General features: G+C 41.7%; 21 protein-coding genes and 1 pseudogene. 14 read left to right on the top strand and 8 right to left on the bottom strand.

Annotated elements, in window-relative coordinates:
- Positions 1-17: 17 nt before the first annotated feature.
- Positions 18-1,163 carry a DUF1624 domain-containing protein gene (locus ACTJJG_RS13315; RefSeq protein WP_372552767.1) on the top strand — a complete coding sequence of 382 codons (1,146 nt, stop codon included), beginning with the start codon at positions 18-20 and terminating at the stop codon, positions 1,161-1,163.
- Between the two features lie 40 nt (positions 1,164-1,203).
- Here ACTJJG_RS13315 and ACTJJG_RS13310 read toward each other — a convergent pair whose 3' ends face one another.
- On the bottom strand, positions 1,204-1,671 hold the full coding sequence (locus ACTJJG_RS13310) for an Lrp/AsnC ligand binding domain-containing protein (protein WP_005804788.1): 468 nt from the start codon (positions 1,669-1,671) through the stop codon (positions 1,204-1,206).
- A gap of 136 nt (positions 1,672-1,807) precedes the next feature.
- On the opposite strand from ACTJJG_RS13310, the gene ACTJJG_RS13305 reads away from it, so the two are divergent.
- The 5 genes from ACTJJG_RS13305 to ACTJJG_RS13285 all read left to right on the top strand — a co-directional run bounded on the left by ACTJJG_RS13305 (position 1,808) and on the right by ACTJJG_RS13285 (position 7,970).
- Positions 1,808-3,073 carry a D-amino acid dehydrogenase gene (locus tag ACTJJG_RS13305; protein WP_004795376.1) on the top strand — a complete coding sequence of 422 codons (1,266 nt, stop codon included), beginning with the start codon at positions 1,808-1,810 and terminating at the stop codon, positions 3,071-3,073.
- Between the two features lie 20 nt (positions 3,074-3,093).
- Complete coding sequence (gene alr, locus ACTJJG_RS13300; RefSeq protein WP_372552766.1) at positions 3,094-4,197, top strand: alanine racemase; 1,104 nt, start codon at positions 3,094-3,096, stop codon at positions 4,195-4,197.
- Between the two features lie 10 nt (positions 4,198-4,207).
- Positions 4,208-4,567, top strand: a complete 360-nt coding sequence (locus ACTJJG_RS13295) for a RidA family protein (protein WP_000071347.1) — start codon at positions 4,208-4,210, stop codon at positions 4,565-4,567.
- Between the two features lie 162 nt (positions 4,568-4,729).
- A complete protein-coding gene (locus ACTJJG_RS13290) occupies positions 4,730-6,169 on the top strand; it encodes an amino acid permease (protein ID WP_032012772.1) in 1,440 nt (479 codons plus the stop codon).
- 370 nt (positions 6,170-6,539) lie between these two features.
- Positions 6,540-7,970 (top strand): amino acid permease, encoded by a 1,431-nt coding sequence (locus ACTJJG_RS13285; RefSeq protein WP_032012773.1) that lies wholly within the window; start codon positions 6,540-6,542, stop codon positions 7,968-7,970.
- A gap of 62 nt (positions 7,971-8,032) precedes the next feature.
- Here ACTJJG_RS13285 and ACTJJG_RS13280 read toward each other — a convergent pair whose 3' ends face one another.
- Positions 8,033-8,914: a LysR family transcriptional regulator gene (locus tag ACTJJG_RS13280; protein ID WP_005071920.1), complete on the bottom strand. Its 882-nt coding sequence runs from the start codon at positions 8,912-8,914 to the stop codon at positions 8,033-8,035.
- A gap of 166 nt (positions 8,915-9,080) precedes the next feature.
- Between ACTJJG_RS13280 and ACTJJG_RS13275 the strand changes: the two genes are divergently transcribed.
- The 7 genes and pseudogenes from ACTJJG_RS13275 to ACTJJG_RS13245 all read left to right on the top strand — a co-directional run bounded on the left by ACTJJG_RS13275 (position 9,081) and on the right by ACTJJG_RS13245 (position 17,681).
- The gene (locus ACTJJG_RS13275) at positions 9,081-10,598 is read left to right on the top strand and encodes a CoA-acylating methylmalonate-semialdehyde dehydrogenase (protein WP_440608956.1); all 1,518 of its coding nucleotides are present in this window, start codon (positions 9,081-9,083) and stop codon (positions 10,596-10,598) included.
- A gap of 11 nt (positions 10,599-10,609) precedes the next feature.
- Positions 10,610-11,500, top strand: a complete 891-nt coding sequence (gene mmsB / locus ACTJJG_RS13270) for a 3-hydroxyisobutyrate dehydrogenase (protein WP_002118054.1) — start codon at positions 10,610-10,612, stop codon at positions 11,498-11,500.
- Positions 11,501-11,577: 77 nt separating this feature from the next.
- Entirely contained in the window at positions 11,578-13,227 is a 1,650-nt protein-coding gene (locus ACTJJG_RS13265) for an AMP-binding protein (protein WP_002118052.1), read from the top strand.
- An 11-nt stretch (positions 13,228-13,238) separates the two neighbouring features.
- Positions 13,239-14,366 carry an acyl-CoA dehydrogenase family protein gene (locus ACTJJG_RS13260; protein WP_005804783.1) on the top strand — a complete coding sequence of 376 codons (1,128 nt, stop codon included), beginning with the start codon at positions 13,239-13,241 and terminating at the stop codon, positions 14,364-14,366.
- Positions 14,367-14,387: 21 nt separating this feature from the next.
- On the top strand, positions 14,388-15,161 hold the full coding sequence (locus ACTJJG_RS13255; RefSeq protein ID WP_032070596.1) for an enoyl-CoA hydratase: 774 nt from the start codon (positions 14,388-14,390) through the stop codon (positions 15,159-15,161).
- 12 nt (positions 15,162-15,173) lie between these two features.
- Positions 15,174-16,199 carry an enoyl-CoA hydratase/isomerase family protein gene (locus ACTJJG_RS13250; protein ID WP_014208100.1) on the top strand — a complete coding sequence of 342 codons (1,026 nt, stop codon included), beginning with the start codon at positions 15,174-15,176 and terminating at the stop codon, positions 16,197-16,199.
- 120 nt (positions 16,200-16,319) lie between these two features.
- Positions 16,320-17,681 (top strand): annotated as a pseudogene (locus ACTJJG_RS13245) (MFS transporter).
- 123 nt (positions 17,682-17,804) lie between these two features.
- Here ACTJJG_RS13245 and ACTJJG_RS13240 read toward each other — a convergent pair.
- The 4 genes from ACTJJG_RS13240 to ACTJJG_RS13225 form a co-directional block, all read right to left on the bottom strand.
- Positions 17,805-18,701 carry an EamA family transporter gene (locus tag ACTJJG_RS13240; RefSeq protein WP_005071928.1) on the bottom strand — a complete coding sequence of 299 codons (897 nt, stop codon included), beginning with the start codon at positions 18,699-18,701 and terminating at the stop codon, positions 17,805-17,807.
- Positions 18,702-18,765: 64 nt separating this feature from the next.
- Positions 18,766-20,205 (bottom strand): amino acid permease, encoded by a 1,440-nt coding sequence (locus tag ACTJJG_RS13235; protein WP_005071933.1) that lies wholly within the window; start codon positions 20,203-20,205, stop codon positions 18,766-18,768.
- Between the two features lie 58 nt (positions 20,206-20,263).
- Complete coding sequence (locus ACTJJG_RS13230; RefSeq protein ID WP_032012780.1) at positions 20,264-21,700, bottom strand: NAD(P)/FAD-dependent oxidoreductase; 1,437 nt, start codon at positions 21,698-21,700, stop codon at positions 20,264-20,266.
- An 11-nt stretch (positions 21,701-21,711) separates the two neighbouring features.
- Positions 21,712-22,107, bottom strand: a complete 396-nt coding sequence (locus ACTJJG_RS13225; RefSeq protein WP_005804779.1) for a nuclear transport factor 2 family protein — start codon at positions 22,105-22,107, stop codon at positions 21,712-21,714.
- 272 nt (positions 22,108-22,379) lie between these two features.
- Between ACTJJG_RS13225 and pdxR the strand changes: the two genes are divergently transcribed.
- Positions 22,380-23,891, top strand: a complete 1,512-nt coding sequence (pdxR, locus tag ACTJJG_RS13220) for a MocR-like pyridoxine biosynthesis transcription factor PdxR (protein WP_032012781.1) — start codon at positions 22,380-22,382, stop codon at positions 23,889-23,891.
- 126 nt (positions 23,892-24,017) lie between these two features.
- Here the strand turns inward: pdxR and abaI are convergent, their stop codons facing one another.
- Positions 24,018-24,584 (bottom strand): acyl-homoserine-lactone synthase AbaI, encoded by a 567-nt coding sequence (abaI, locus tag ACTJJG_RS13215; RefSeq protein ID WP_080777020.1) that lies wholly within the window; start codon positions 24,582-24,584, stop codon positions 24,018-24,020.
- Positions 24,585-24,647: 63 nt separating this feature from the next.
- Positions 24,648-25,064 carry a DUF4902 domain-containing protein gene (locus ACTJJG_RS13210; RefSeq protein ID WP_002118068.1) on the bottom strand — a complete coding sequence of 139 codons (417 nt, stop codon included), beginning with the start codon at positions 25,062-25,064 and terminating at the stop codon, positions 24,648-24,650.
- Positions 25,065-25,100 lie beyond the last annotated feature (36 nt).

Below are 25,100 nucleotides of genomic sequence, written 5' to 3'. Positions count from 1 at the left end.
TTTTATTGATTACCGCTATGTCTATAGAAAAAAATATTGAACGTTTACAGTCGATTGATGCTTTACGCGGTCTGGTCATCATTATTATGTTGCTCGACCATGTAAGAGAAACTTTCTATTTACATAAACAGGTTACCGATCCAATGGACGTAACAGTAACAGAACCGGCTTTATTTGGCAGTCGATTATTGGCCCATATTTGCGCTCCGGTTTTTGTACTTTTAACGGGTATTTCTGCATTTTTATTTCAATCAAAAAAACAAGATTTACAGCAAACACGTGCCTTCCTATTAAAACGCGGCTTATTTTTAATTGTGTTAGAGCTTACCCTTGTGAATTTTGCATGGACAGCGACTTTTCCACCCGAAGCCATTTATTTACAGGTGATCTGGGCGATTGGTATTAGCATGGTGGTGCTAGCGTGCTGTGTAAGTTTGCCTTTGCCTGTTCTTGCAGGCGCAGGTTTGGTTATTATTTTTGGGCACAATTTATTAGATTCAGTGCACTTCTCACAAGGCGTCTTGCAAAATATATGGTTTGTTTTACATGACCGTGGTTGGATTGAGATTGCAGACATCAAGCTTCGCACAAGCTATCCAGTTTTACCTTGGATTGGGGTGATTTTATTGGGCTATGCATTAGGCCAGTTCTTTAGTTCAAAATATTCAGCAAAGCAAAGAAGCCGCACTTTACTTAGCCTTGGTTTAGTAAGTATTGGATTGTTTGTTTTACTGCGTTTTATCAATGTCTATGGCGACCAGCCGTGGCAACATTTTGAGTCATTCCAACTGAGTCTCATGAGCTTTTTTAACCTCACTAAGTATCCACCGTCTTTATTATTTATTTTGCTGAATGTTGGAATTGGCTTGATTGTGCTGGTGGCTTTTGAGCGTATGCAGCAATATTCGTTTCTAAAACCCTTGGTGGTGTTTGGCTCGGTGCCTATGTTCTTTTACTTACTGCATTTATATGTGTTGAAACTCATGTATGTGTTTGCACTCAGTGTGTGGGGAACCAACTACGGAAACTATTTGTCGGTCAACCATGTGTGGATGCTGTGGCTAATTACGATTGCGCTGTCTTTTGCGCTCTATCCAGCAGTTAAATGGTTCTCGAAGTTCAAACATCAAAACAAGCATATCTCGATTTTAAAATATTTCTAATTTCCAAAAGTGAGTAAAGCGATTTCAATTAATGCTCGCTTTACTTACTTACATCTAGATATAGAGTTTCTTTGACTTCTTCCATAACCACATAACTGTGTGACGATGCCGAAGCAGGGAGTTTCTTTAGCAGATCTCCTAATAAGCGGCGATATGCACTCATTTCTTTTAAACGCGCTTTTACGAGGTAGTCAAATTCGCCTGAAATAAGGTGACATTCAAGCACTTCAGGAATCTCAACTAAATCTCTAGCCACCTGATCAAACACATCGCCAGATTTGGCAGATAACTTAATTTCTAAAAAGACCAGCAGGTTACGGTCGACAAAGGCTGGGTTTAGCCGAGCGTAATAACCCATGATAATGCCATCGCGTTCAAGACGCTTTACACGCTCCGAACAGGGGGTGGTCGACAGGTTAACTCTCGATGCCAATTCACTAATCGCAATTCGTCCTTCGCGCTGCAAAATGTCCAGAATCATGCGATCTATACGATCCAAGGGGCGCATAGATATTTCCTCTTTTTTTTAAATTCTCGCGAGAAAAACATAAATTTACCTAGATTATAGCCTGAAAAACAGTGAAATAAACTATTGAAGCAGAAATATACTAGTTAAATAAACTGGTGTGCGTGAGGGAATGGAAATGCGCGTAATTGTTTTAGGTAGCGGCGTTATTGGAGTGGCAAGTGCCTATTATCTAGCTCAACAAGGAGCTGAGGTTACTGTTCTCGATCGCCAGTCAGGTCCTGCTGAAGAAACAAGCTTTGGTAATGCAGGTCAAATTTCGCCTGGGTATTCTACCCCTTGGGCAGCACCAGGAATTCCTTTTAAAGCCGTGAAATGGATGTTCCAACACCATGCACCGCTTGCGATTAATTTAGATGGTAGCATGTGGCAATTACAGTGGATGGCACAAATGCTGAAAAACTGTAATCCACAAAGTTATGCGGTGAACAAAGAACGTATGATGCGCGTTGCTGAATACAGCCGTGACTGCTTACGTGAACTCAGAAAAGATACAGGCATTAATTACGAAAACCGTGCAAAAGGCACGTTGCAGTTATTCCGTAAAGAAGCACAAATGGAAGCGGTTCAACGTGACATTAGCGTGCTACAAGAATGCGGCGTAAGCTACGAATTATTAAATGGCAATGAACTTGGTCGTGTAGAACCGGCGTTGGCAAATGCACAAGATAAACTGGTTGGTGGTTTACATTTACCAAATGACGAAACAGGTGACTGTTATTTATTTACCAATGCTTTAGCTCAAATTGCCAAAGAGTTAGGTGTTAACTTCCAGTTCAACCAGAACGTAGAAAAATTGATTGTTGAAGGCGATGAAATTAAGGGCGTTCAGGTCAATGGTAAGGTCTTAACCGCAGATCGTTATGTACTAGCGTTTGGTAGTTATTCACGTGATTTCTTGAAACCACTTGATCTACAGTTGCCTGTATATCCTGTGAAAGGTTACTCGTTGACGATTCCAATTGTTGACCCTGCTTTTGCTCCGCAATCTACAGTGCTTGATGAAACCTACAAAATTGCGATTACTCGTTTTGACCAACGTATTCGCGTAGGTGGTATGGCTGAGTTAAGTGGCTTTAACTTAGGCCTGAATGAAGACCGCCGTGCAACATTGCAAATGGTGACTCAGGACTTGTTCCCGGGCGGTGATATGGCGCAGGCGTCTTTCTGGACTGGTTTACGTCCAATGACACCAGACAGTACACCAATTATTGGCGCAACTCGCTTTAAAAACCTGTTCTTGAATACAGGTCACGGTACTCTTGGCTGGACGATGGCGTGTGGTTCAGGAAAATTAATCAGTGACATCGTATTGAATCATAAGACTGAAATCAGTACCGATGGCCTTTCAATTCAGCGTTATTCACACGCGCATGCGGCATAACGGACGTTAGGAAAGTAATCATGCCTCGTCCTATTACCGCAGTCATCCACCGTCAAGCCTTACAAAACAACTTGGCGGTGGTACGCAAGGCTATGCCAAACAGTAAGGTCTTTGCCGTTGTAAAAGCCAATGCTTATGGACACGGAATTGAACGTGTTTATGAAGCGTTTAAAGCAGCAGATGGCTTTGCCTTACTTGATCTTGATGAAGCAAAACGAATTCGTGCTCTAGGTTGGACAGGTCCAATTTTATTGCTCGAAGGAATTTTCTCTCCTCAAGATTTATTTGATTGTGTGCAATATCAACTCAGTTTCACCATTCATAGTGAAGCGCAAATCGAGTGGGTAGAAAAGTATCCTTATGCGGCCCAATTTGATGTTTGCCTAAAAATGAACAGTGGTATGAACCGTCTCGGTTTTAAACCACAGCACTATGTTCAGGCTTGGGAACGTTTACATAACTTGGCAACTGTATCCAAGATTACCCACATGATGCATTTTTCAGATGCAGATGGTGAGCGTTTTGGCCAGCAAGGTATTGATTATCAAATCAATGCTTTTGAAGAAATTGTTAAGGATTTACCGGGTGAAAGATCGGTAAGTAATAGTGCGGCAATTCTGCGTTATCAAGACCAGCTCAAATCAGATTATGCCCGTAGTGGCATCATGCTCTATGGCAGCTCGCCAGACTACCCGACGCATAGTATTGCGGATTGGGGGTTACAACCGACCATGAGCTTACGCAGTGAAATTATTTCCGTTCAGCATTTGGAGCCGAATGAAAGCGTAGGTTATGGCTCAAACTTTGTCGCAGAGCAACCCATGACGATTGGGATTGTGGCTTGCGGCTATGCCGATGGTTATCAACGTATTTCGCCAACAGGTACTCCGGTTTTAGTGGACTCAGTACGCACGCGTACAGTTGGCCGCGTCAGTATGGATATGTTGGCAGTCGATTTAACGGGTATTGAGAGTGCCAAAGTTGGTAGTGAAGTGGTGCTCTGGGGTCAGTCAAGTACAGGCGTCGTTCTATCTATTGACGATGTTGCAGTTTCATCCGGTACGGTGGGTTATGAACTGATGTGTGCCGTCACCGCCCGTGTTCAATTTATTAATCAGGTATAAGGAAATCCGAATGTCTAATTCAGATATACAAAAGATTAACACTAACGAAGTCATGAGCGCCGTGACTGTTTTTAACAAAGTGGTTTATTTGTCAGGTCAGGTGCCTAAAAATACCGAGCAAGATGTGGCAGGCCAAACCCGTGAAATTCTTGCAACAATTGATGAACTTTTGGCGTTAGCCAATACCGATAAATCTCGTTTGCTCTCTGCGCAGCTCTATTTGAAAAATCTTTCTGACTTTTCAACCGTAAATGCAATTTGGGTTGACTGGTTAAAAGGGTGTGTTGCTCCATCGCGTGCCACAATTCAGGCCGATTTGGTCAATCCAGATTGGTTAATTGAAATTGCCGTGACGGCAGCACAAAAGTAATTCGTTTTTACTCCAAAAATGATGATGTATCTAACAGAAGGAAGATAGATACGGTTTAACCAGTCATTTTTTGGTGAACAGATTCAGTGACCTATGGCATACGGTTCGATTTTCGCCATAGGTTGCTGATCTTAACAAAGGAATTCAAAAAGGAATTTTAATATGACAACGGCTCGTCATTCAGATACGGAAAATTCTCCTGATCATCTGCAACGAAAACTGTCTAACCGTCATTTACAACTGATTGCTATTGGCGGTGCAATTGGAACCGGCCTATTTATGGGTTCGGGCAAAACTATCTCCCTCGCAGGTCCTTCAATCCTTTTGATCTATATGATTATTGGAGGAATGTTCTTTTTCTTAATGCGTGCAATGGGCGAGTTGCTCCTTGCAAATCTGCATTACAAATCTTTTGTTGATATGGCTCATGACCTGATTGGTCCTTGGGCCGGTTACTATTTGGGCTGGACTTATTGGTTAGGTTGGGTGCTGGTGGGTATTGCGGACCTTTCAGCAGTCATTAACTATTTAGGTTTCTGGCTACCCGATGGCGCAAGTTTCTCACCAATACAGCAGGCCATGATTAGCGCAGGTTGTGTGTTGTTTGTGATGGGTCTTAACCTCTTAACAGTACGCCTATTTGGTGAAATTGAATTCTGGTTTGCGCTGATTAAGATCTTGGCGATTATTGGTCTGATCGGAGTGGGCGGCTACATGATTTTCAGCCATTTCCAAGCTCCGCAAGGCGCTGTTGCAAGCATCAGTAATGTTTGGTCACATGGTGGTTTATTCCCGAAAGGTACAGAAGGCTTCTTGGCAGGATTCCAGATTGCTGTATTTGCTTTTGTCGGGGTTGAACTTGTAGGTACAACGGCTGCTGAAACCAAAGACCCGCAGAAGAACTTACCGAAAGCGATTAATGCGATTCCGGTACGTATTATTTTGTTCTATGTGTTGGCACTGTTTATTGTGATGTCAGTAACACCGTGGGACCATATTCGTGCAGACAAAAGTCCGTTTGTTGAGTTGTTCTTAAATGCGGGTATCCCTGTTTCAGCCATCATCATGAACTTAGTTGTACTTTCTTCGGTGATGTCTTCAATGAACAGCGGCGTGTTTTCAACTAGCCGTATGTTGTTTGGTTTATCAAAAGACGGTCAGGCACCGGGTGCATTTGGTCATTTATCAAAACGCGCAGTTCCTTCAAATGGTTTGATTTTCTCTTGTACCTTTATCATGGGCGGAGCGGTGCTTCAGTACTTTGTTCCAAACACGATGGAAGCATTTACTTTGGCAAGTTCACTTTGTGTGATTCTATTCATTAGTGTCTGGAGTCTCATCATGGTGTGCTATTTACGCTACCGTAAATTACGTCCTGAATTACATGAAAAATCAACATTCAAAATGCCAGGTGGCGTTTGGATGAGTTATGTTGTTTTGGCATTCATGCTTTTCACTTTAGTTATTTTGGCATTAGAGCCAGATACATTGAAAGCTCTATATGTCAGTCCAGTATGGCTGGTCATTTTAGGTGTTACCTATCATGTGCTCTATAAACCACGTATGAAAAAACTAGGACGTGAACTCGTCAACGATCATTAAGTTTTATTAAAAAGCCAATCAATCATGATTGGCTTTTTTTATTTTTATTAGATTTTTTATCGGAATAATATTGTTTATTTTTGGATCAATAGAGCAGTTTGGAGAGTATTGGAAAAGTACATATAGCAGGATCACATGCTACACTTCGGCTAATCTGGAAACCCAGATTGATTAATTAAAATTGCCGTGAAGGCAGTACATAAATAATGTGACTTAAAAAAATCAGGACAAACGATTTATCAATTAAGGAAAAAATATACTTGAACATCTTGTCCTGAGGTATAGACTCAGCAACCCACGATATACGGTTCGTTTTTCTCCCTATAGGTTGCTGATTTAAGTTAAGCAAAATATAAAAAGGACTTCTAATATGACAATGGTTCATCATTCTGATGAGGCAAGCTCCCCTGATCATTTACAACGGAAATTAAATAATCGCCATCTACAAATGATTGCAATTGGCGGTGCAATTGGAACCGGCTTATTTATGGGCTCGGGCAAAACCATCTCCCTCGCAGGTCCTTCAATCCTCGTGATTTACATGATAATTGGTGGCATGTTCTTTTTTCTGATGCGTGCATTGGGTGAACTACTGCTTGCCAACTTACATTACAAATCATTTGTCGATATGGCTTATGATTTGATCGGACCATGGGCTGGCTATTATATAGGCTGGACTTATTGGTTAGGCTGGGTACTGGTCGGTATTGCTGATTTGTCTGCGGTCATTAACTATTTAAGTTTCTGGCTGCCCGAAGGCGCTAGTTTCTCACCCATGCAACAAGCCATGATTAGTTCAGGCTGTGTACTATTCATTTTAGGGCTTAACCTGCTTACTGTTAAGCTATTTGGTGAAGTTGAATTCTGGTTCGCACTCATTAAGATTTTGGCCATTATTGGCTTGATTGGAGTGGGTGGCTACATGATCCTCACTCATTTCCAAGCTCCTCACGGTGATGTGGTGAGCATCAGTAATGTCTGGTCTCATGGCGGCATATTTCCAAAAGGTGTAAGTGGATTTTTGGCAGGTTTTCAGATCGCCGTGTTTGCTTTCATTGGCGTTGAATTGATTGGTACAACGGCTGCTGAAACGAAAGATCCACAAACGAATCTACCTAAAGCGATTAATGCGATTCCATTACGTATTATCCTGTTCTATGTTTTGTCGCTCTTTATCGTTATGTCAGTGACACCTTGGGATCATATCCGTGCAGATAAGAGCCCGTTTGTTGAGTTGTTCTTAAATGCAGGTATTCCGATTTCAGCAATCATCATGAATTTGGTTGTACTGTCTTCGGTGATGTCTTCAATGAACAGCGGTGTATTTTCAACGAGCCGTATGCTGTTCGGTTTATCAAAAGACGGTCAAGCGCCGAGCGCATTGGGTCGTTTATCAAAACGTGCAGTGCCATCAAACGGCTTAATCTTCTCATGTATTTTCATTATGGGTGGAGCGGTGCTTCAGTACTTTGTTCCAAACACGATGGAAGCATTTACCCTAGCAAGTTCACTCTGTGTAATTTTATTCATTAGCGTGTGGATTTTAATCATGGCGTGCTATTTACGTTATCGTAAAACTCGTCCTGAACTTCATGCCGCATCAACATTTAAAATGCCGGGTGGCGTGCTGATGGCATACGCCGTTATAGCATTCTTCTTGTTTACTTTGGTGATTTTGGCACTCGAGCCAGATACATTAAAAGCGGTATACGTGAGTCCAGTATGGTTGGTGGTTTTAAGCGTTACGTATTTTGTGTTCTATAAGCCACGTATCAAAAAATTAGACCAAGAACTCGTTTAATGAACTATAAATGATTTCAAAAAAAGCCAATCATAAGTGATTGGCTTTTTTATTTAGGCTTTTTAATCAACCAACAAATGCTGATATTTGTCAGCTTGTTTACGTAAATAATCCCAAACCAATTTAATGCGTGGTTCATGTTGTAAATCAACAAAGGTCAGCATCCAAAAGGTATGAGTAAAGCGAACTTGTTGCTCTAGCACCTCTTCAAGTTCCGGTTTATCATCTGCCAAAAACTTGGGCAAAATCGCAAGTCCTGCGCCAGCACTCACCGCAATTTGCTGGGCCAAAATACTGCTGCTACGGAAGTTGGCATTCAGCTTCAAAGGTAAACGTTCTAGACAATACAACTCGGGGCTATACACTAGATCATCAATATAGTTCACAAAGCGATGTTGGGTTAAATCTTCTAAGGCTCGAATAGGCGGGTTTTGGGCCAGATAGTTTTTGCTACCATAAATTTTTAAACAATAATCTGATAATCGCGTAATGATGTAAGGGCCAGACGTAGGACGATCAATTGACACCACAATATCTGCCTCACGGTGTGAAAGCTTAATCATTTTTGGCACTGGAATTAAGTCGATGGTGAGTAGTGGGTATTGAATCGAGAACTCAGCCAGTAAGCGAGCTAAAAACGCAGTACCAAAGCCTTCAGGTGTGCCAATTCGCACACGACCTTGCAAAGGTTGATGTGGTTTTTCAATTTGTAAGAAAGCTTGTTCCATTTGCTCAACTCGAGGAACAAGTGCCATTCCTTCGAGTGTCAGCTCATAACCCGTCGCTTCACGCTTAAACAGCGTTGTACCCAAAGCAAGTTCTAGGGCCTGAATCCGTCTAGCCACCGTACTGTGCTCGACACCAATAATACGTGCAGCATTGGTCAAGGTTTTAGTCCGAGCTAAAACCAGAAAAAAATGTAGATGATCCCAATCCACTTTCATTTTTGTTGTCATCCTTGTGCATATTTGCACAACAATCGTGCATGAATTTCCGTTGGTGGTCAAAGTTTTCTTTGCTAGTCTCAATTGAAACTGGAATAAAGAAAATACGATCAAAAGGTATTTTCTAATAATTGAACACAATAAAAATATGGCCTACGGAGAGGTTATGAACACAATCCAAAAAATCGAATTGGAAACCGCTAAATTACTCATTAACGGAAATTTTATCGAATCTGAAACACAGGAATGGCAAGACATTATTAACCCTGCGACTCAGGAAGTAATTGGTCGTGTACCATTTGCAACGGTTAAAGAAGTTGACGCTGCTATTCAAGCTGCACAAGATGCTTTTGCTTCTTGGCGACAAACCCCAATTCAGGCACGTATGCGCATCATGCTCAAGCTACAAGACTTGATTCGTGCCAACATGAAAGAAATTGCACAAGTATTAACGGCGGAACAGGGTAAAACCTTGGCAGACGCTGAAGGCGATATTCAACGTGGTCTAGAAGTGGTTGAACATGCCTGTTCAGTTGGTACTTTGCAAATGGGTGAATATGTTGAAGGTGTTGCGCGTGGTGTAGACACCTATACCTTGCAGCAACCTTTGGGTGTCTGTGCGGGCATTACGCCGTTTAACTTCCCTGCCATGATTCCACTTTGGATGTTCCCAATGGCAATCGTGTGTGGCAATACATTTGTTTTAAAACCATCAGAACAAGATCCTTTATCAACCATGATGCTGGTTGAACTTGCCATTCAAGCAGGTATTCCTGCTGGCGTGCTCAACGTTGTGCATGGCGGTAAAGAGGTGGTTGACCGTTTGTGTACGCACAAAGATATTAAAGCGATTTCATTTGTAGGTTCAACTGCAGTTGGAACACATGTTTATAACCTGGCAGGGCAACATGGTAAACGCGTGCAGTCGATGATGGGTGCAAAAAACCATGTTGTGGTCATGCCTGATGCCAATAAAGAACAAACTTTAAATGCTTTGGTGGGTGCAGCATTTGGTGCAGCAGGACAACGTTGTATGGCATTGTCGGTTGCAGTCATGGTCGGTGACAGCAAACAGTGGATTCAAGAGCTAGTCGAAAAAGCCAAAACCTTAAAAGTAAACGCAGGCCATGAACCAAATACTGACATTGGCCCAGTCATTTCAAAACGTGCTAAAGCGCGTGTGCTTGATTTAATTAATAGCGGTGTTGAGCAAGAGGCAGAGTTGCTACTCGATGGCCGTGATGTTCAAGTTCAAGGCTATGAATCGGGCAACTTTGTAGGTGCAACGATTTTTAGCGGCGTAAATACCGACATGCGTATTTATAAAGAAGAAATCTTTGGCCCTGTTCTTTCAATTATTTGTGTAGACACACTTGATGAAGCGATTGCGCTTATCAACGCCAACCCATTTGGTAACGGTGTAGGTCTATTTACACAAAGCGGTGCGATTGCACGTACTTTCCAAAACTTAATTGATATTGGTCAAGTTGGTATCAATATTCCAATTCCTGTGCCAGTGCCTTTCTTTAGTTTTACCGGTTCAAGAGGTTCGAAACTGGGTGATTTGGGGCCATACGGCAAACAAGCTGTGCAGTTCTATACTCAAACCAAAACCATTACCAGTCGCTGGTTTGAAGATAGCCATGAAGTTGGCGGTGTAAATACAACTATTAGTTTACGTTAAGGGGATCACGGATGAATATCGCCTTTATCGGTCTAGGCAATATGGGCGGCAAAATGGCCCATAACCTACTTAAAGCCGGACTCAAAGTTTATGGTTATGACCTCAGTGAAGTCGCGATTCAGCACTTCGCCGAGGCAGGTGGGGTGGTGTGTAGCAGCCCGCAGGATGCAGCTAAACAAGCAGATGTGGTCATTACCATGTTGCCTGCGGCCAAGCATGTTAAAGAAGTTTACTTGGGTGAAAATGGTGTTTTAGAAGTACTAAAAGCAGGTAGCTTATGCATTGATAGCAGTACCATTGACCCACAAACCATTAAAGACATTGCTGCTGTTGCGCATAGTAAAAATATTAAAATCTGTGATGCACCCGTCTCTGGTGGAACCATTGGTGCTCAAGCAGGAACCTTAACCTTTATGGTGGGTGCCGATGATCAAACCTTTAACGAAGTAAAACCTGTGCTTAGCCACATGGGCAAAAATATTGTTCATTGTGGTGATGTCGGCGCAGGTCAAATTGCCAAAATCTGCAACAACCTGATTTTAGGTATTTCAATGGCTGCTGTTGCCGAAGGTATGGCACTCGGTGTAAAGCTGGGCATCGACCCACAAGCATTGGCAGGCGTCATTAACACCTCAAGCGGTCGTTGCTGGAGCTCGGATGTGTGTAACCCATGGCCACATATTAATGAAAATGCGCCAGCATCTCGAGGTTACCAAGACGGCTTTGCAACTCAGCTGATGCTAAAAGATTTGGGTCTTGCAGTAGAAGCGGCAGGCCAAGTTAAACAGCCAGTTGTATTAGGTGGTATGGTGCAGCAGCTCTATCAGCAAATGTGCATGCGCGGTAATGCCAATCTCGATTTTTCGAGCATTATTCAGCAATACCTGCCACAAGAGGCATAACGGTAAAGCCAAAGGATGGCTTTAAACACATTAAACCCTGTCGTGAATAACAACAAATCCAGACTGAGGGAAAAGATATGATGGATTATCAAAATGCTGCACAGACTTTCGATTTGGAAAGTACTGCAAAACTGATGTTATCAGGTTCACTTGATGCCTTAAATGCTTGTTATGAATGCTGTGATCGACATGCCGATGGCGACAAAATTGCTCTGTATTGGCAAGGAAAAGACGGACGAAAAGAGCAATATACCTTCCGTGAATTAAAAGAGTGGTCAAGTCAGTTTGCCAACTTTCTAAAATCACAAGGTGTAAAAGCAGGCGACCGTATTTCAGGTCTATTACCAAGAACACCCGAATTGATCGTGACTATTTTTGCAGCTTGGCGAATTGGTGCTGTCTATCAACCACTATTTACTGCATTTGGCCCAAAAGCGATTGAGCACCGTATTCAGCTTGCACAAAGTAAGCTGGTGGTGACCGATACGGGCAACCGTAGCAAGCTTGATGAAATTGAAAATTGCCCTGCAATTGTGACGGTGGCCGATGCACAAGGTACTCCGCTTAAAGCAGGTGATTTTAACTTTTGGAATGAAGTAAAACAGCAGTCCGATCAATGTGATCTGGTTATGCGTAGTATCCAAGATCCTTTCTTGCTCATGTTTACTTCAGGCACTACAGGTCCTGCTAAACCATTGGAAGTGCCATTAAAAGCACTAATTGCCTTTGGTCGATATATGCAAGATGCTATTGGTTTAACCGAAGAAGATTCATTCTGGAATATTGCCGATCCGGGTTGGGCGTATGGTCTGTACTATGCGATTACTGGGCCGTTATTCTTGGGTCACGCTACTTTGTTCTATGAAGGTGGTTTCAGCACAGATAGCCTATGCCAAATTGTGAAAGATTATAAAGTTAACAACTTGGCAGGTGCACCAACGGCTTATCGTATGATGATGGCGGCTGATCCAGCACAAATGACGCCGTTAAAAGGGCAGTTCCGTGTAGTGAGCAGTGCAGGCGAGCCACTGAATCCAGAAGTAATACGTTGGTTTAAACAAGTGCTTGATGCTCCGATTTATGACCATTACGGACAAACTGAAGTGGGCATGGTGGTGTGTAATCATCATGGTTTAAAACATGAAATTCATGCTGGTTCAGCAGGTTTCCCAAGTCCGGGCTATCGCGTTGCTATTGTCAATGAACAAGGTGAAGAACTGCCGCCAGATACACCGGGAATTTTAGCAGTCGACATTAGCCAGTCTCCAATGATGTGGTTCGGCGGCTATAAAGAAAGTCGTAAATCGCCCTTCATTGGTCACTACTATTTAACTGGCGACACTGCCGAGTTACATGCCGATGGCAGCATGAGCTTTGTAGGGCGCAGTGATGATGTAATCACTACATCGGGTTATCGTATTGGACCTTTCGATGTAGAAAGTGCTTTGCTTGAACACGACGCTGTAATTGAAGCAGCAGTGATTGGTGTACCTGATCCGGACCGTACCGAAGTGGTTAAGGCCTTCGTAATTTTAGCTGCGGATGCTCAACCTTCCGATACACTTGCTGAACAACTCAGTCAATTTGTAAAAAAACGGCTTTCTGCACATGCTTACCCACGTTTAGTTGAATTTGTGAGTGAATTACCTAAAACTCCAAGTGGTAAAATTCAGCGCTTTTTATTGCGTAATCAAGAAATTGCTAAACAACAAGCTAAAGCAGGGTAAAGGAAATAATAATGCAATTTACCGAAGAACAATTACTCATTCGTGATATGGCGAAAAGTTTCGCCCAAGAACAAATCAAGCCTAATGCCAGTGATTGGGACCGAGATGGAACTTTCCCAAAAGAAACTCTGACTCAAATGGGGCAACTCGGTTTTATGGGGATGCTTGTTTCAGAGCAATGGGGTGGTTCAGACACGGGTAACTTAGCCTATGTACTAGCTCTTGAAGAAGTTGCGGCAGCAGATGGCGCAACCTCAACCATCATGAGTGTACATAACTCGGTTGGCTGTGTGCCTATTTTAAAATTTGGTACCGACGAGCAAAAAGAGCGTTTTTTAAAGCCTTTGGCTCAAGGTGAAATGATCGGCGCTTTTGCCTTAACTGAACCACATACTGGCTCAGATGCGGGAGCCATTAAAACTCGAGCGGTGAAAGATGGCGATGATTACATCTTAAATGGAGCCAAGCAGTTTATTACCTCGGGTAATAATGCCGGCGTCATTATTGTGTTTGCCGTGACCGATCCGAGCGCGGGCAAAAAAGGTATTAGTGCCTTTTTAGTCCCACGCGAAACACCGGGCTATGAAGTGATTCGTGTTGAAGAAAAACTCGGTCTGCATGCTTCAGATACCTGCCAAATTGCGCTGACCGATGTGCGCATCCATAAAAGCTTAATGCTGGGTAAAGAAGGCGAAGGCCTTAAAATCGCTCTTGCCAATTTAGAAGGTGGCCGTATTGGTATTGCTGCACAAGCAGTTGGTCTAGCACGTGCGGCACTCGAAGAAGCAACTCGTTATGCCAAAGAACGTATTACTTTTGGAAAACCAATTTTTGAGCATCAAACCATCGCGTTTCGCCTTGCTAGTATGGCAACTGAAATTGAAGCAGCAAGACAACTGGTTCACTACGCTGCGCGTTTAAAAGAAGCAGGACAACCATGTCTCAATGAAGCTTCAATGGCTAAGTTATTTGCTTCAGAAATGACTGAGCGTGTGTGTTCGAGTGCACTACAAGTGTTTGGTGGCTATGGCTATCTCAGAGACTTCCCAATTGAACGTATCTATCGTGATGCCCGTATTTGCCAAATTTACGAAGGCACGAGTGATATCCAGCGTTTAGTCATCGCACGTAGTCTATAAAATCAGAACAAGGAATAAGTAATGCAGTGGCAAAGTATTTTATTAGAAAAGCGTAATGGGGTTGGACTGATTACATTAAATCGCCCTCAAGCGCTCAATGCCTTAAACAGTGAATTAATTAGTGAAATTAATCAGGCATTAGATCAGCTCGAAAAAGATCGTGAAATTGGCTGCATCTTATTGGCAGGCTCAGAAAAAGCTTTTGCCGCAGGAGCTGACATTAAAGAAATGGCTGATTTGGCATTTCCTGATATTTATTTAGATGACTTTTTTCATCTTGCAGACCGTATTGCACAGCGCCGTAAACCTCTAATTGCAGCGGTGAGTGGCTATGCATTGGGTGGTGGCTGCGAATTAGCACTGATGTGTGACTTTATTTATTGTGCTGACAACGCCAAGTTTGGTTTACCCGAAGTTACTTTAGGGGTAATTCCGGGCATTGGTGGCACACAACGCTTAACCCATGCAATTGGTAAAGCCAAAGCAATGGAAATGTGTTTTACCGCTCGTCAAATGGGCGCTGTAGAAGCAGAGCAAAGTGGTTTGGTTGCACGTGTGTTTAGCAAAGAAGAATTACTTGAACAAACCTTGCAAGCGGCAGAAAAAATTGCAGCGCGATCTTTAACTGCAAACATGATGCTTAAAGAAACGATTAACCGAGCTTTTGAAGTAAACCTTACTGAAGGCTTACGCTTTGAAAGACGTATGTTCCATTCAATTTTTGCAACATTTGACCAAAAAGAAGGAATGCAGGCGTTCGTTGAAAAACGAAAACCAAATTTTAAAAATCAATAAGAGATCAATAAAATGAATACAGAAAATCACTTAATGATTGAGCAACAAGGTAAGTTGGGCATGATTACCTTAGACCGAGTGACTCATCTCAACGCATTGTCGCTAGATATGATTAAAAGTATTGGTGCCCAATTGGAACTGTGGCGAAATGATGCTGCTGTTCAGGCAGTTTTAATCAAATCAAATAGTCCAAAAGCCTTCTGTGCAGGTGGAGATATCCGCTATCTCTATGACAGTTATAAAAATGGCACGGCTGATTACAAAGGCTACTTTAGTGCCGAATATAAAATGCTAAATATACTGCGTGAATATGAAAAGCCAATCATTGTTGTGCTTGATGGCTATGTATTAGGTGGCGGTTTTGGCTTGGCTCAGGCTTGCCACATTGTGGTGAGCAGTGAAAAGTCCAGATTTGCCATGCCTGAAACAGCGATTGGCTTTTTCCCAGATGTTGGTGCAACTCATTTCCTTTCTCGCCTTGATGATATTGGTGTTTATATGGCCATTACGGGTGAGCAGATCAGCAGTAGTGATGCGCTTTACCTCGATTTAATTGACTACCATGTGCCAAGCGAGCAGTTACAAGCTTTGCAAGATGCTCTCGTTGACGCGCCAAGTTTAAGCAAAGAGGGAATTGAACGTATCATTACCCGATTTATTACTCGCCCTGCCGAAAGTGAATTAAAACAATTGGCGGAAGGTATCCGTAAACACTTCGGATATCAGCATTTAGATGAAATCGAGCAAAGTCTTGAAAATGAACAAGATGAAAGCTTAAAGACTTGGGCAAGCAAGATGCTCAGCATTTTGCAGCAACGCTCATTTATTGCCAAGCAAACCAGTTTAAAACTGCAACATTTAGGTCGAGGGCTCTCTTTACCTCAGTGTATGCAGCTTGAACGTGATTTACAGGATATCTGGTTTGAACATGGTGACTTTATTGAAGGTGTCCGCGCTCTCATTGTCGATAAAGACAAACAACCACAGTGGCAAGAACGTAATTCGAAATTTGAACCAATTTTAGAAAAATTGAGCTAAACCGAATTACAAAAACATAAAAAGCTTAAGGAGATAAGGCGAGACCTGAAAATGCTTATGGTCAGGGCTGGTCATAAGCATAAAAAAGATAAAACAAGAAAATCTAAAAAGGATATTACGATGCAATCAATACATGGAAACGGTTCAAATACTAAAAAGTCGTCACATCGATTAGCAGGTATCTCTAGCATGGTCGGCACCACCATTGAGTAGTATGACTTTTTTATTTACGGTGCGGCAGCAGCGCTCATTTTTAATAAGCTATTTTTCCCAAATCTGGATGCACTTACCGGCGTGCTTGCTGCATTTGCCACCTATGCCGTTGGATTTATTGGAAGACCATTAGGCGGCTTAGTCTTTGGTCACTTTGGTGACAAGATTGGCCGTAAATCGATGTTGCTGTTGACCTTGATGCTCATGGGGATCCCAACCGTACTGATTGGCTTATTACCGACTTATGAATCAATTGGATATTGGGCTGCGATTGGCTTGGTTGTCTTGCGATTTATTCAAGGTATGGCAATGGGCGGTGAATGGGGCGGTGCTGTACTGATGGCCGTTGAACATGCGCCCGAAGGCGGGAAAGGGTTTTGGGGTAGTTTGCCTCAAGCTAGTACAGGTGGTGGCTTAATGCTAGCCTCAATCGCGTTGGGTCTGGTGTCGTTATTACCTGAAGAAGCACTGTTTAGCTGGGGTTGGCGTTTACCATTTCTTGCCAGTATTATTTTACTGGCAGTAGGTTGGTATATTCGTGTAAAAGTGCCTGAGTCGCCAGATTTCGAAAAAGTAAAACAACAGTCTGAAGAAGTTAAAGTTCCTGCTCTACAGGTTTTTAAAAACCATCCAAAGCAACTCATCACCATTATTTTGGCTCGCGCTGCCGAAAATGCATGGTTTTACATTGCTTCAACTTTTACATTGGCTTATACCACTGCACAACTTGGAATCCCGCGCCAAGACATTTTATTTGCCACCATTTGCGGCGCAGCCGTTATTTTATTTATGACGCCTTTATGTGGACATTTGTCGGATAAAGTCGGCCAACGCAATATGTTTATGTTTGGTCTATGCATATTGGCGCTTTACTGCTATCCATTTTTTACCATGCTCAATACCAAGGATCCGGTATTAGTGTGGACAGCAATTGTTTTGGCAATTGGCGTTGTGTTCCCAATTATGTATGCGCCGCAAGCTCAGCTTTTTGCACGTCAATTTCCAGCGGAAATTCGTTATAGCGGAATCTCGATTTCGGTACAGTTGGCTGGCGTATTAGGTGGCGGTTTAGCACCGATGATTGCTACTAAATTGTTGAGTGTCGGGCAGGGTAATCCATATCTAATTATGCTTTATATTGGAAGTATGGCTGTAGTCGCAATTATATCGACGTCATTTATGCCGCGTGATAAAAGCTTTGTAGTAGATACGCATCATACAAACCCTAAAAATTTAAATCTTAATACGAATGCTTCAGATCATTCTTGAGCTATTTGGAGAATAAAGGCCTAAGTTTTTCTTAGGCCTTTATTGAGGTAAGCTTAAAATTAAGATAATGACGATATATAGCTGTTGTAGAGATGAGATTGGTTTTTGTACGAATATATTGTATCAGGGGTGAAGTGGCTTTTTTCCAATCAAATGCGTTTTGATTTTTTGTCCAAGTAGATGAACCATTAAACCTAGCATCACAACAACAGAACCAAGCCATTGCCAGTTATTTAAATGTTCATCTAAAAAAATATTGGCAAAAATCATACTAATGACAGGAACCCATAACGAAAGTGGGCTAATCTTGGCTGCTGGATAACGTGTCAGCAAATAAATCCATAAACCATATCCAATAATAGTTGCGAAATAAGCTAAGAAAGCAGCAGCTCCCAAACCACGCCATGTTAAGGCGTGCCAGTCTACAACGACACCTTGCCAACCTGTATCTTGGATAGCGAATAATAAAAACCAAAGAGGAGTAAGAATATTTCCCCAAACGACTAACCCGATTGGATTAATGGACCCCATTCGTTTTATAACAATATTTCCACATGCCCAAGAGAATGCTGAACATAAAACGAGTATCAAGCCTAATAAAGGGATATGACTATGCTGTTGACCTAATGCAATCAGTAATAGTCCTAATGATGCGATAACGATTGCTAGCCATTGATTCCAAGATGCTTGCTCCTTAAGAAGAAATACAGCAATCATCACTGTAAAAAAGGCTTGTGATTGAACAACTAAAGCAACTAGCCCAGTAGGCATACCTGTGGCAATAGCACTAAACATAAAGGCAAATTGAGAAAAGTTGCTAATAAACCCATATGCCAAGAGCCATTTCCATCCGACTTGTGGAATACGAATAAAAAGTAGAGCGGGGATTAGAACTAAAATATAGCGTAAACATCCCAACATCATGGGGCTAATTTCACTCACACCAACTTTCATAAAATAAAAGTTAATACCCCAGATGAACACCACTGCAAAAGCAGCGAGTTTATCTTTCAACAACATGTGCTTATTCCTGAAAAGAGATTTACGACCTATCTAAAAGACAGGTCGTGTAAACGAGAGGAGGTTAGATTTTGTTATGCTTCGCAGGAACGAGAGTATCTAACTTGGGATGTTGATTACGTAATTTAAGTAGTTCCACATAGTCACGAATCATAAAAATGCAGAATAAAATCGCAGCACTAGCAATACCGAACCAGAACGCTTTTTGTAAACTTGGAATGAGGGACATTGCGGCAAAGATACAAACCATACCAATAATGGCAACATAACTGAGGTATGGGAAACACCACATACGAACTTTAATTCGTTCAGGGGCAACACGTTCTAGGTGACGACGTAAACGGATTTGAGAAAGGGCAATGATGATATAAACAAATAAAGCTACCGTACCATAGGACTCGACCAAGAAAGGAAAGATACCCTCAGGTGAAAAATACGAAGCTAAAATGGAAATATAACCAAATAGTGTGCTGAATAAGATGGCACGAACAGGGACTCCATTTTTAGACAATTTAGTTAAGGCACGAGGGGCATCACCATTTTTGGTTAAAGCAAACAACATACGGCTTGCAGCATAAACTCCTGAATTTAGACAACTCAGAACCGCAACTAAAATGACAGCATTCATAATATCTGCAACAAAAGGGATATTGAGTACTTTAAGTGCACTTACATAAGGTGTTGCGATATCGGGGCTGCTCCACGGCACAAGGCATACGACTAAAAAGATTGAGCAAACATAAAAGAGCAATACACGAGTGATGACAGATTGAGTTGCCTTAGCAACAGATTGCTCTGGATTTTTTGTTTCTGCTGCAGCAATTGTGACGATTTCAGCACCAAAATAAAAACCAGTAGCCGCAACTGCACCTGATAACACAGGAACCCAACCATTTGGCATAAAGCCACCATGGTTTAATAATTCACCTAGTCCTGAAGCTTGATGGTTTGGCCAGAAACCAAATAAATATAATGAACAAAGGAAAATAAATACCCCAATTGCTGCAACCTTGATAGATGAAAACCAAAATTCAAATTCACCAAAAGATTTGACAGAGAACAAATTGGTTGCGGTTAATAGAACGAGCAGAACCAGACTCACGATCCATTGGGGAATATCAGGTAACCAGTAAGCGAGAAGTTTAGCCCCAACAATTGCCTCAAGGGCAATCACGATCACCCAAAAATACCAATACATCCAGCCTGTCATAAATCCAGCGAGGCGAGATAAAAATGGTGAATCTTGAAAAGCGTAGCGAGCATAAGCATAAAAGGAACCTGTTACCGGTGAAGCAGTGGCTAACTCCCCCAGCATACGCATCACTAAAATGATTAAGGTACCTGTGATGAGAAATGAAAGAATGGCTGCAGGGCCGGCAGATTGAATCACTACTGAGCTACCGACAAATAGCCCCATACCAATGACACCACCAAGTGCCATCATCTGGACATGGCGTGGCTTCAAGCTACTTTTTAAATCTTGGTTTGAATCTGAATCATACATGGCTAACTCCCCTCATAATTTTTATAACCGTATCGTTAGGCTGATCGTTGAATAACACTTAAAGCATTTCGTCTTTTAAGTAATACCAGCGGTACAACAAGGCTTGCCCCAACCGTCTAAAAGGTCGAAATAAATGTGAAGGTAATGGTGACTGATAAATAGGTAGATCAAATTGTGGGCGTTGAATGCCCATTATTCGTTCTGCAAGACGACGTCCTGCCATTGCTGAAAAAGATACACCATTGCCGCCATAGCCAATTGCATAATAGATAGTTTCATCAGGATTAGGCTGTACAATTCGTGGCATCATGTCATGACTGACATCGACCCAACCCCACCATGAATATGCAATTGGTATACCACGCAAGCTTGGGAATTTGCGATAGAGTCCTTCTTTTAAACGCTCTAGATGTACAGGGTTATTTGCATCGGCTCCTGTTAAAGCACTTCTGCTGCCACACTGTACTGAACCATCAGGCAATAAGCGGTAATAATGGCGTAAAGTGCGAGTATCTGTAATGAACGTTGTACTATGTAGGCCTGCTTCTTTAAGCTCAGCAGCTGTTAACGGACGGGTGACAATAGAATTAGATAAAATTGGCATGATTTTGCCAGACAAGCTTGGATGCAAACCATTAGGTGTATAACCACCTGTTGCTACAGCGACTCGTTTAGCTTTGACCGTGCCATGGGGGGTACGTAGATAGTGAATACCATTACGTGTTTCCCAATCTAATACAGGACTTGAGGTATGTACTTTCGCGCCGGCAGCACGCGCTCTTTTTAAATATCCAAAAGCCAATTTTAAAGGATGTACACCAATACCATCAGGTTCGAGTAACGCACCGGCAGCTTCTTGGTCTCCAACAAATTCTTCGTGAAGTTGTTCGCGGCTTAGCATACGAGTGTTATAACCAAACACATCTTTCATGACTTTGCCTTCGTTTTCTAAAAACGCCAGTTTTTTTGCACGATGAGCAATATATAAATGCCCACCATCTTGTGCATCACATTCAATACCAGTTACCAGATGTTTAAAATAATCAAAACCTTCGCGAATTTCTGCATCTAAACGTTTGGCTATATCTAGTCCCCATTTTTCGATCCACTGTGAACGATATAACCGACCAGAAGCATTTTGACCTTGTCCGCCATTTCGGCTTGTACAACCCCATGCACTACGATTTGCTTCAAGAACTAATGGCGCAGTACCAAATTGTTCTGCAAGAGTTAACGCAGTTGAAAGACCAGTAAAACCGCCACCAATAATGACAATGTCGGCCTCTGTATCACCTGGTAATGGGCCATCATCATCGGGAGGTGTTCCAGCCGTTGCAACCCAGTAGGTTGGTGCGTATTGTTCGTTGCCAGTTACGATCTTATCTGTCAACGGATCAAATTTAGCGTTGTAGGTTTTAAAGCCACGATGAATGGGTTCAGATATTGGATCAACTATTTTGTCTAGAGAAGTTAATTGTTGTACTGATTGATTCATGGGCAGGCTCCTTAAGCGGCTGCTTGCACGGGGCGATTTTTACGGAATGCATTTTTGACTAAAATTTTTCCATCTTTAAAGGTGAAAACATCAACCATGTTGGCTTCAATCTTTCCACCTTCAGGGGTTGATGCTGTAAATGTTGTTTCAGAAATTCCGTATAGCGCATCTTCGCTCAACCAGTGTTTACCATTAAGCCACTGTGCATCAGGAAAACTTTTAAAAGTATTTTCAAATGCTTGACGAACAGCCTCATGCCCTTGAATACGTGTACCGTATACCTCATCACCTGCAACTGTTTCAAAACAACAATCAGGATGCATACAGTCCATGAGTTGCTCTACATCGTGTTTATTCCATGCTGTAGAAAAGTCAGTGATTAGTTGCAAAAGTTGAGCTTGGTTCATCTTTTTAACTCCAAATACATACGAATCCTTTTTGATGATTAAACTGTACGGAAATAGAGCAATTAGCCGTAGTACCAGATTTAAGGTTTTGATGGAGCCAGACTTAAATTAATTTAAATATTTAAAATTTATTAATTTTTTATTTTTTTTATATGTTGGAATAGGTCTTGCATTTGTATTTATGATGCCAGATTTCGGTAAATCATAGGTCTTCAGAGGCAAAATGCACCATGTTAAGCATTTGGGCTTCAAAATAGGTCGAGAAATGCACTATGGAAAGAGATCAGTTTGTAACAAATCCAGAAGCACCAGGTATATGGAACGTATTATTTGCAGAGACTGAGCAAAGTGGACTCAATTTGCAGGGAAGAATTTGCCGTATGATGTTTACTGCATTAGTACAAGGTTATCTCAAGCCAGGTATGGCTGTTCCATCAAGTCGTTATTTGGCAGATCAACTTGGAGTTGGTCGTAATACTGTGACTATTGCATATCAACAACTCGTAGCTGAACGTATTTTAGAGTCTAGGCAACGTAGTGGACATTTTGTGCATCCCAGCTTCCAAATTGATAGTAGTGAAAGCAAAACGATAAAAACGACATCAAAATCTACAGAATGGGTTTCACGCTTTCGTCTTCGCCCATCAGCACAAAGGCATATTAATAAACCTGCGGATTGGATGAGTTACCCATACCCGTTTATATATGGTCAGCCTGACTTTGAAAGTTTTCCGGCCTCATCTTGGCGTGAGTGTGCTGTTAAAGCTTTATCAGCTAAAGATGCATCGATATGGGCAAGGGATATTACACAACAAGGTGATGATACTTTTCTTATAAATGCAATACGGCAACATATTTTACCGACCCGTGGAATTATGGCCAAAGAAAATGAAATATTACTTACGGTAGGAAGCCAGCATGCATTGTATATGTTGGCAGCACTACTACTTAAAGAACAACAAAGTGTTGGTATAGAAGACCCTGGCTATCCTGATGCACGAAATATTTTTATGTTGCATACACCAAATATTGTGCCATTAGCGGTTGATCATGAAGGCGTTACCCTAACAAATGCTGTGGGCTGTGATTATTTTTATGTGACACCAGGACGACAATGCCCAACAGGCATAACCATGTCTCCTTCACGCCGTAAAAAGCTTTTACAACTGGCGGAGCAGCAAGACAGTATCATTATAGAAGATGAATACGATGCACAGGTTCTAGTTCAAAATACTACGATCCCTGCATTAAAAAGTTTAGATCGGCATGGGAGAGTAGTTTATATCGGGAGCTTATCTAAGCCTCTAGCACCAGGTTTACGCTTAGGGTACATCGTAGCAGCCCCAGAACTCATTAATGAGTTGCGTCATTTGCGTCGTCTAATGCTTCGGCACCCCAATGTTTTTAATCAAAGAGTATTTGCCTTTTTTATTGATCAAGGTTATTACCACGGCATGTTACGTCGTCAGTTTCAACTCCATAAATATCGTGGTGAGCAGTTAATATCAGCATTACACCATCACTTTCCCACATGGAATGTTTATGCATTAAATGGTGGCTCGGCATGTTGGATTGATACCCAAAGTGATATCAATTGTACTGTTTTAGCCCAATACGCAGCTAATGTAGGAGTTTTTATAGAGGCCGGTCAGCCATTTTTTCTAAGTACAGATCACCATCAACATTTTTTAAGGTTAGGCATTGGATCTATTACTGCCGATAAAATTGATGAGGGAATTCAGGCTTTAGATCAGGCAGTTAATGATTATAAGAAATACAATTAAAAAAATTTTTATGAGTCAAACTAATTTTTCGGGTAGTGCTTTTAGTACATTTGAAGCGAAAAAAGAGGTGCAAGTGCTACTTTTTTCTCGCTCCAGCTGTTCAATGTGTACCTAATTGATTATGAACTACACATCAATCAAGCATGCAAACATCGCATAGCCATCAATAACCATGGGTGGGCCTGCACGATGAGCACGAAAACCCGCAGCACGTAATAACCGCTCTACCCCCAGAGGAGAGGCGGTAATGAGTTGTTTTGCGCCTTGTTCCCTTGCAAAGTTGATAGATTCTTGCAGAATTGCAATAGAGACGGGCGATGACACAGCTTGACTAGCTGAAGATGGCGGATTTGAGAAATCTACTGCTGAGAATCTTGATAACTCCCAAATTTCTGGTGAGCAAGGAATAGGCATTCCATTAAGTAATTGAGGAAATATCTCACCAAGTAAATAAGGTTGAGTAGTTGGTAGTAATCTGGCACAACCAATAATATTAGATTCTCTATCTTGAGCGACGACATAGGCGGTATCGACTTTGTCAAACTGATCTAGTTCTTCATTATTAGGACAGTTCAACTCCCAACCTAAATATTCAACAAATACCCTATAGCGGTAATTTTTAAATTTAGTATATAGGCCTTCTGAAAAATTATTTTGAAATCCAGCAATAACATTCATTACAAGTGCTTCCACTTATTTTTCAAGTGACTTTACTTAACAGGTGAGGAAGCGGTAACTGTAAGAATTTACAGGTTTCTAAGAGAAATATGGAGTTAATTTAGCCATTGTTTGGGTTGTATTGATTTGAGCATAAATGAACTGTTCCCAGAACAAAGTATCGATTTTCTTTTCAATTAGTGTTTCAGTAACTTCAAATCCAATATCTGTACCAGATACATCAACAAGCATAATATTGCTTCGAGGCAGTCCAATTCTTTTTATACTCGTGATGCCATTGTACTCAATAAATTCCCAATCCCATCCCGTACTTAAAGCTGGGGTCAGTGATGTTGCCCATTCAGTAAAACCATAATAGAGAATTTGAGAATCTTCAATTTGTGTTGATTCAACAATAGATATGAGGTGTTGGAGTGGATAGTTCATAAGCTGGTTTTCATTCAGTCGAATAAAACCATCTGCTGATATTGAGAAATGAGGGGGGATGGTGACCATGCTACCTGTTCAAGTGACTTGAATTGGGGTTCAATG

It is taken from the genome of Acinetobacter sp. 22512, from assembly GCF_052044755.1.
Lineage (GTDB): Bacteria > Pseudomonadota > Gammaproteobacteria > Pseudomonadales > Moraxellaceae > Acinetobacter > Acinetobacter pittii.
Note: the sequence above shows the minus strand (reverse complement) of the source record. Positions and strands in the feature narration are given on the sequence as shown.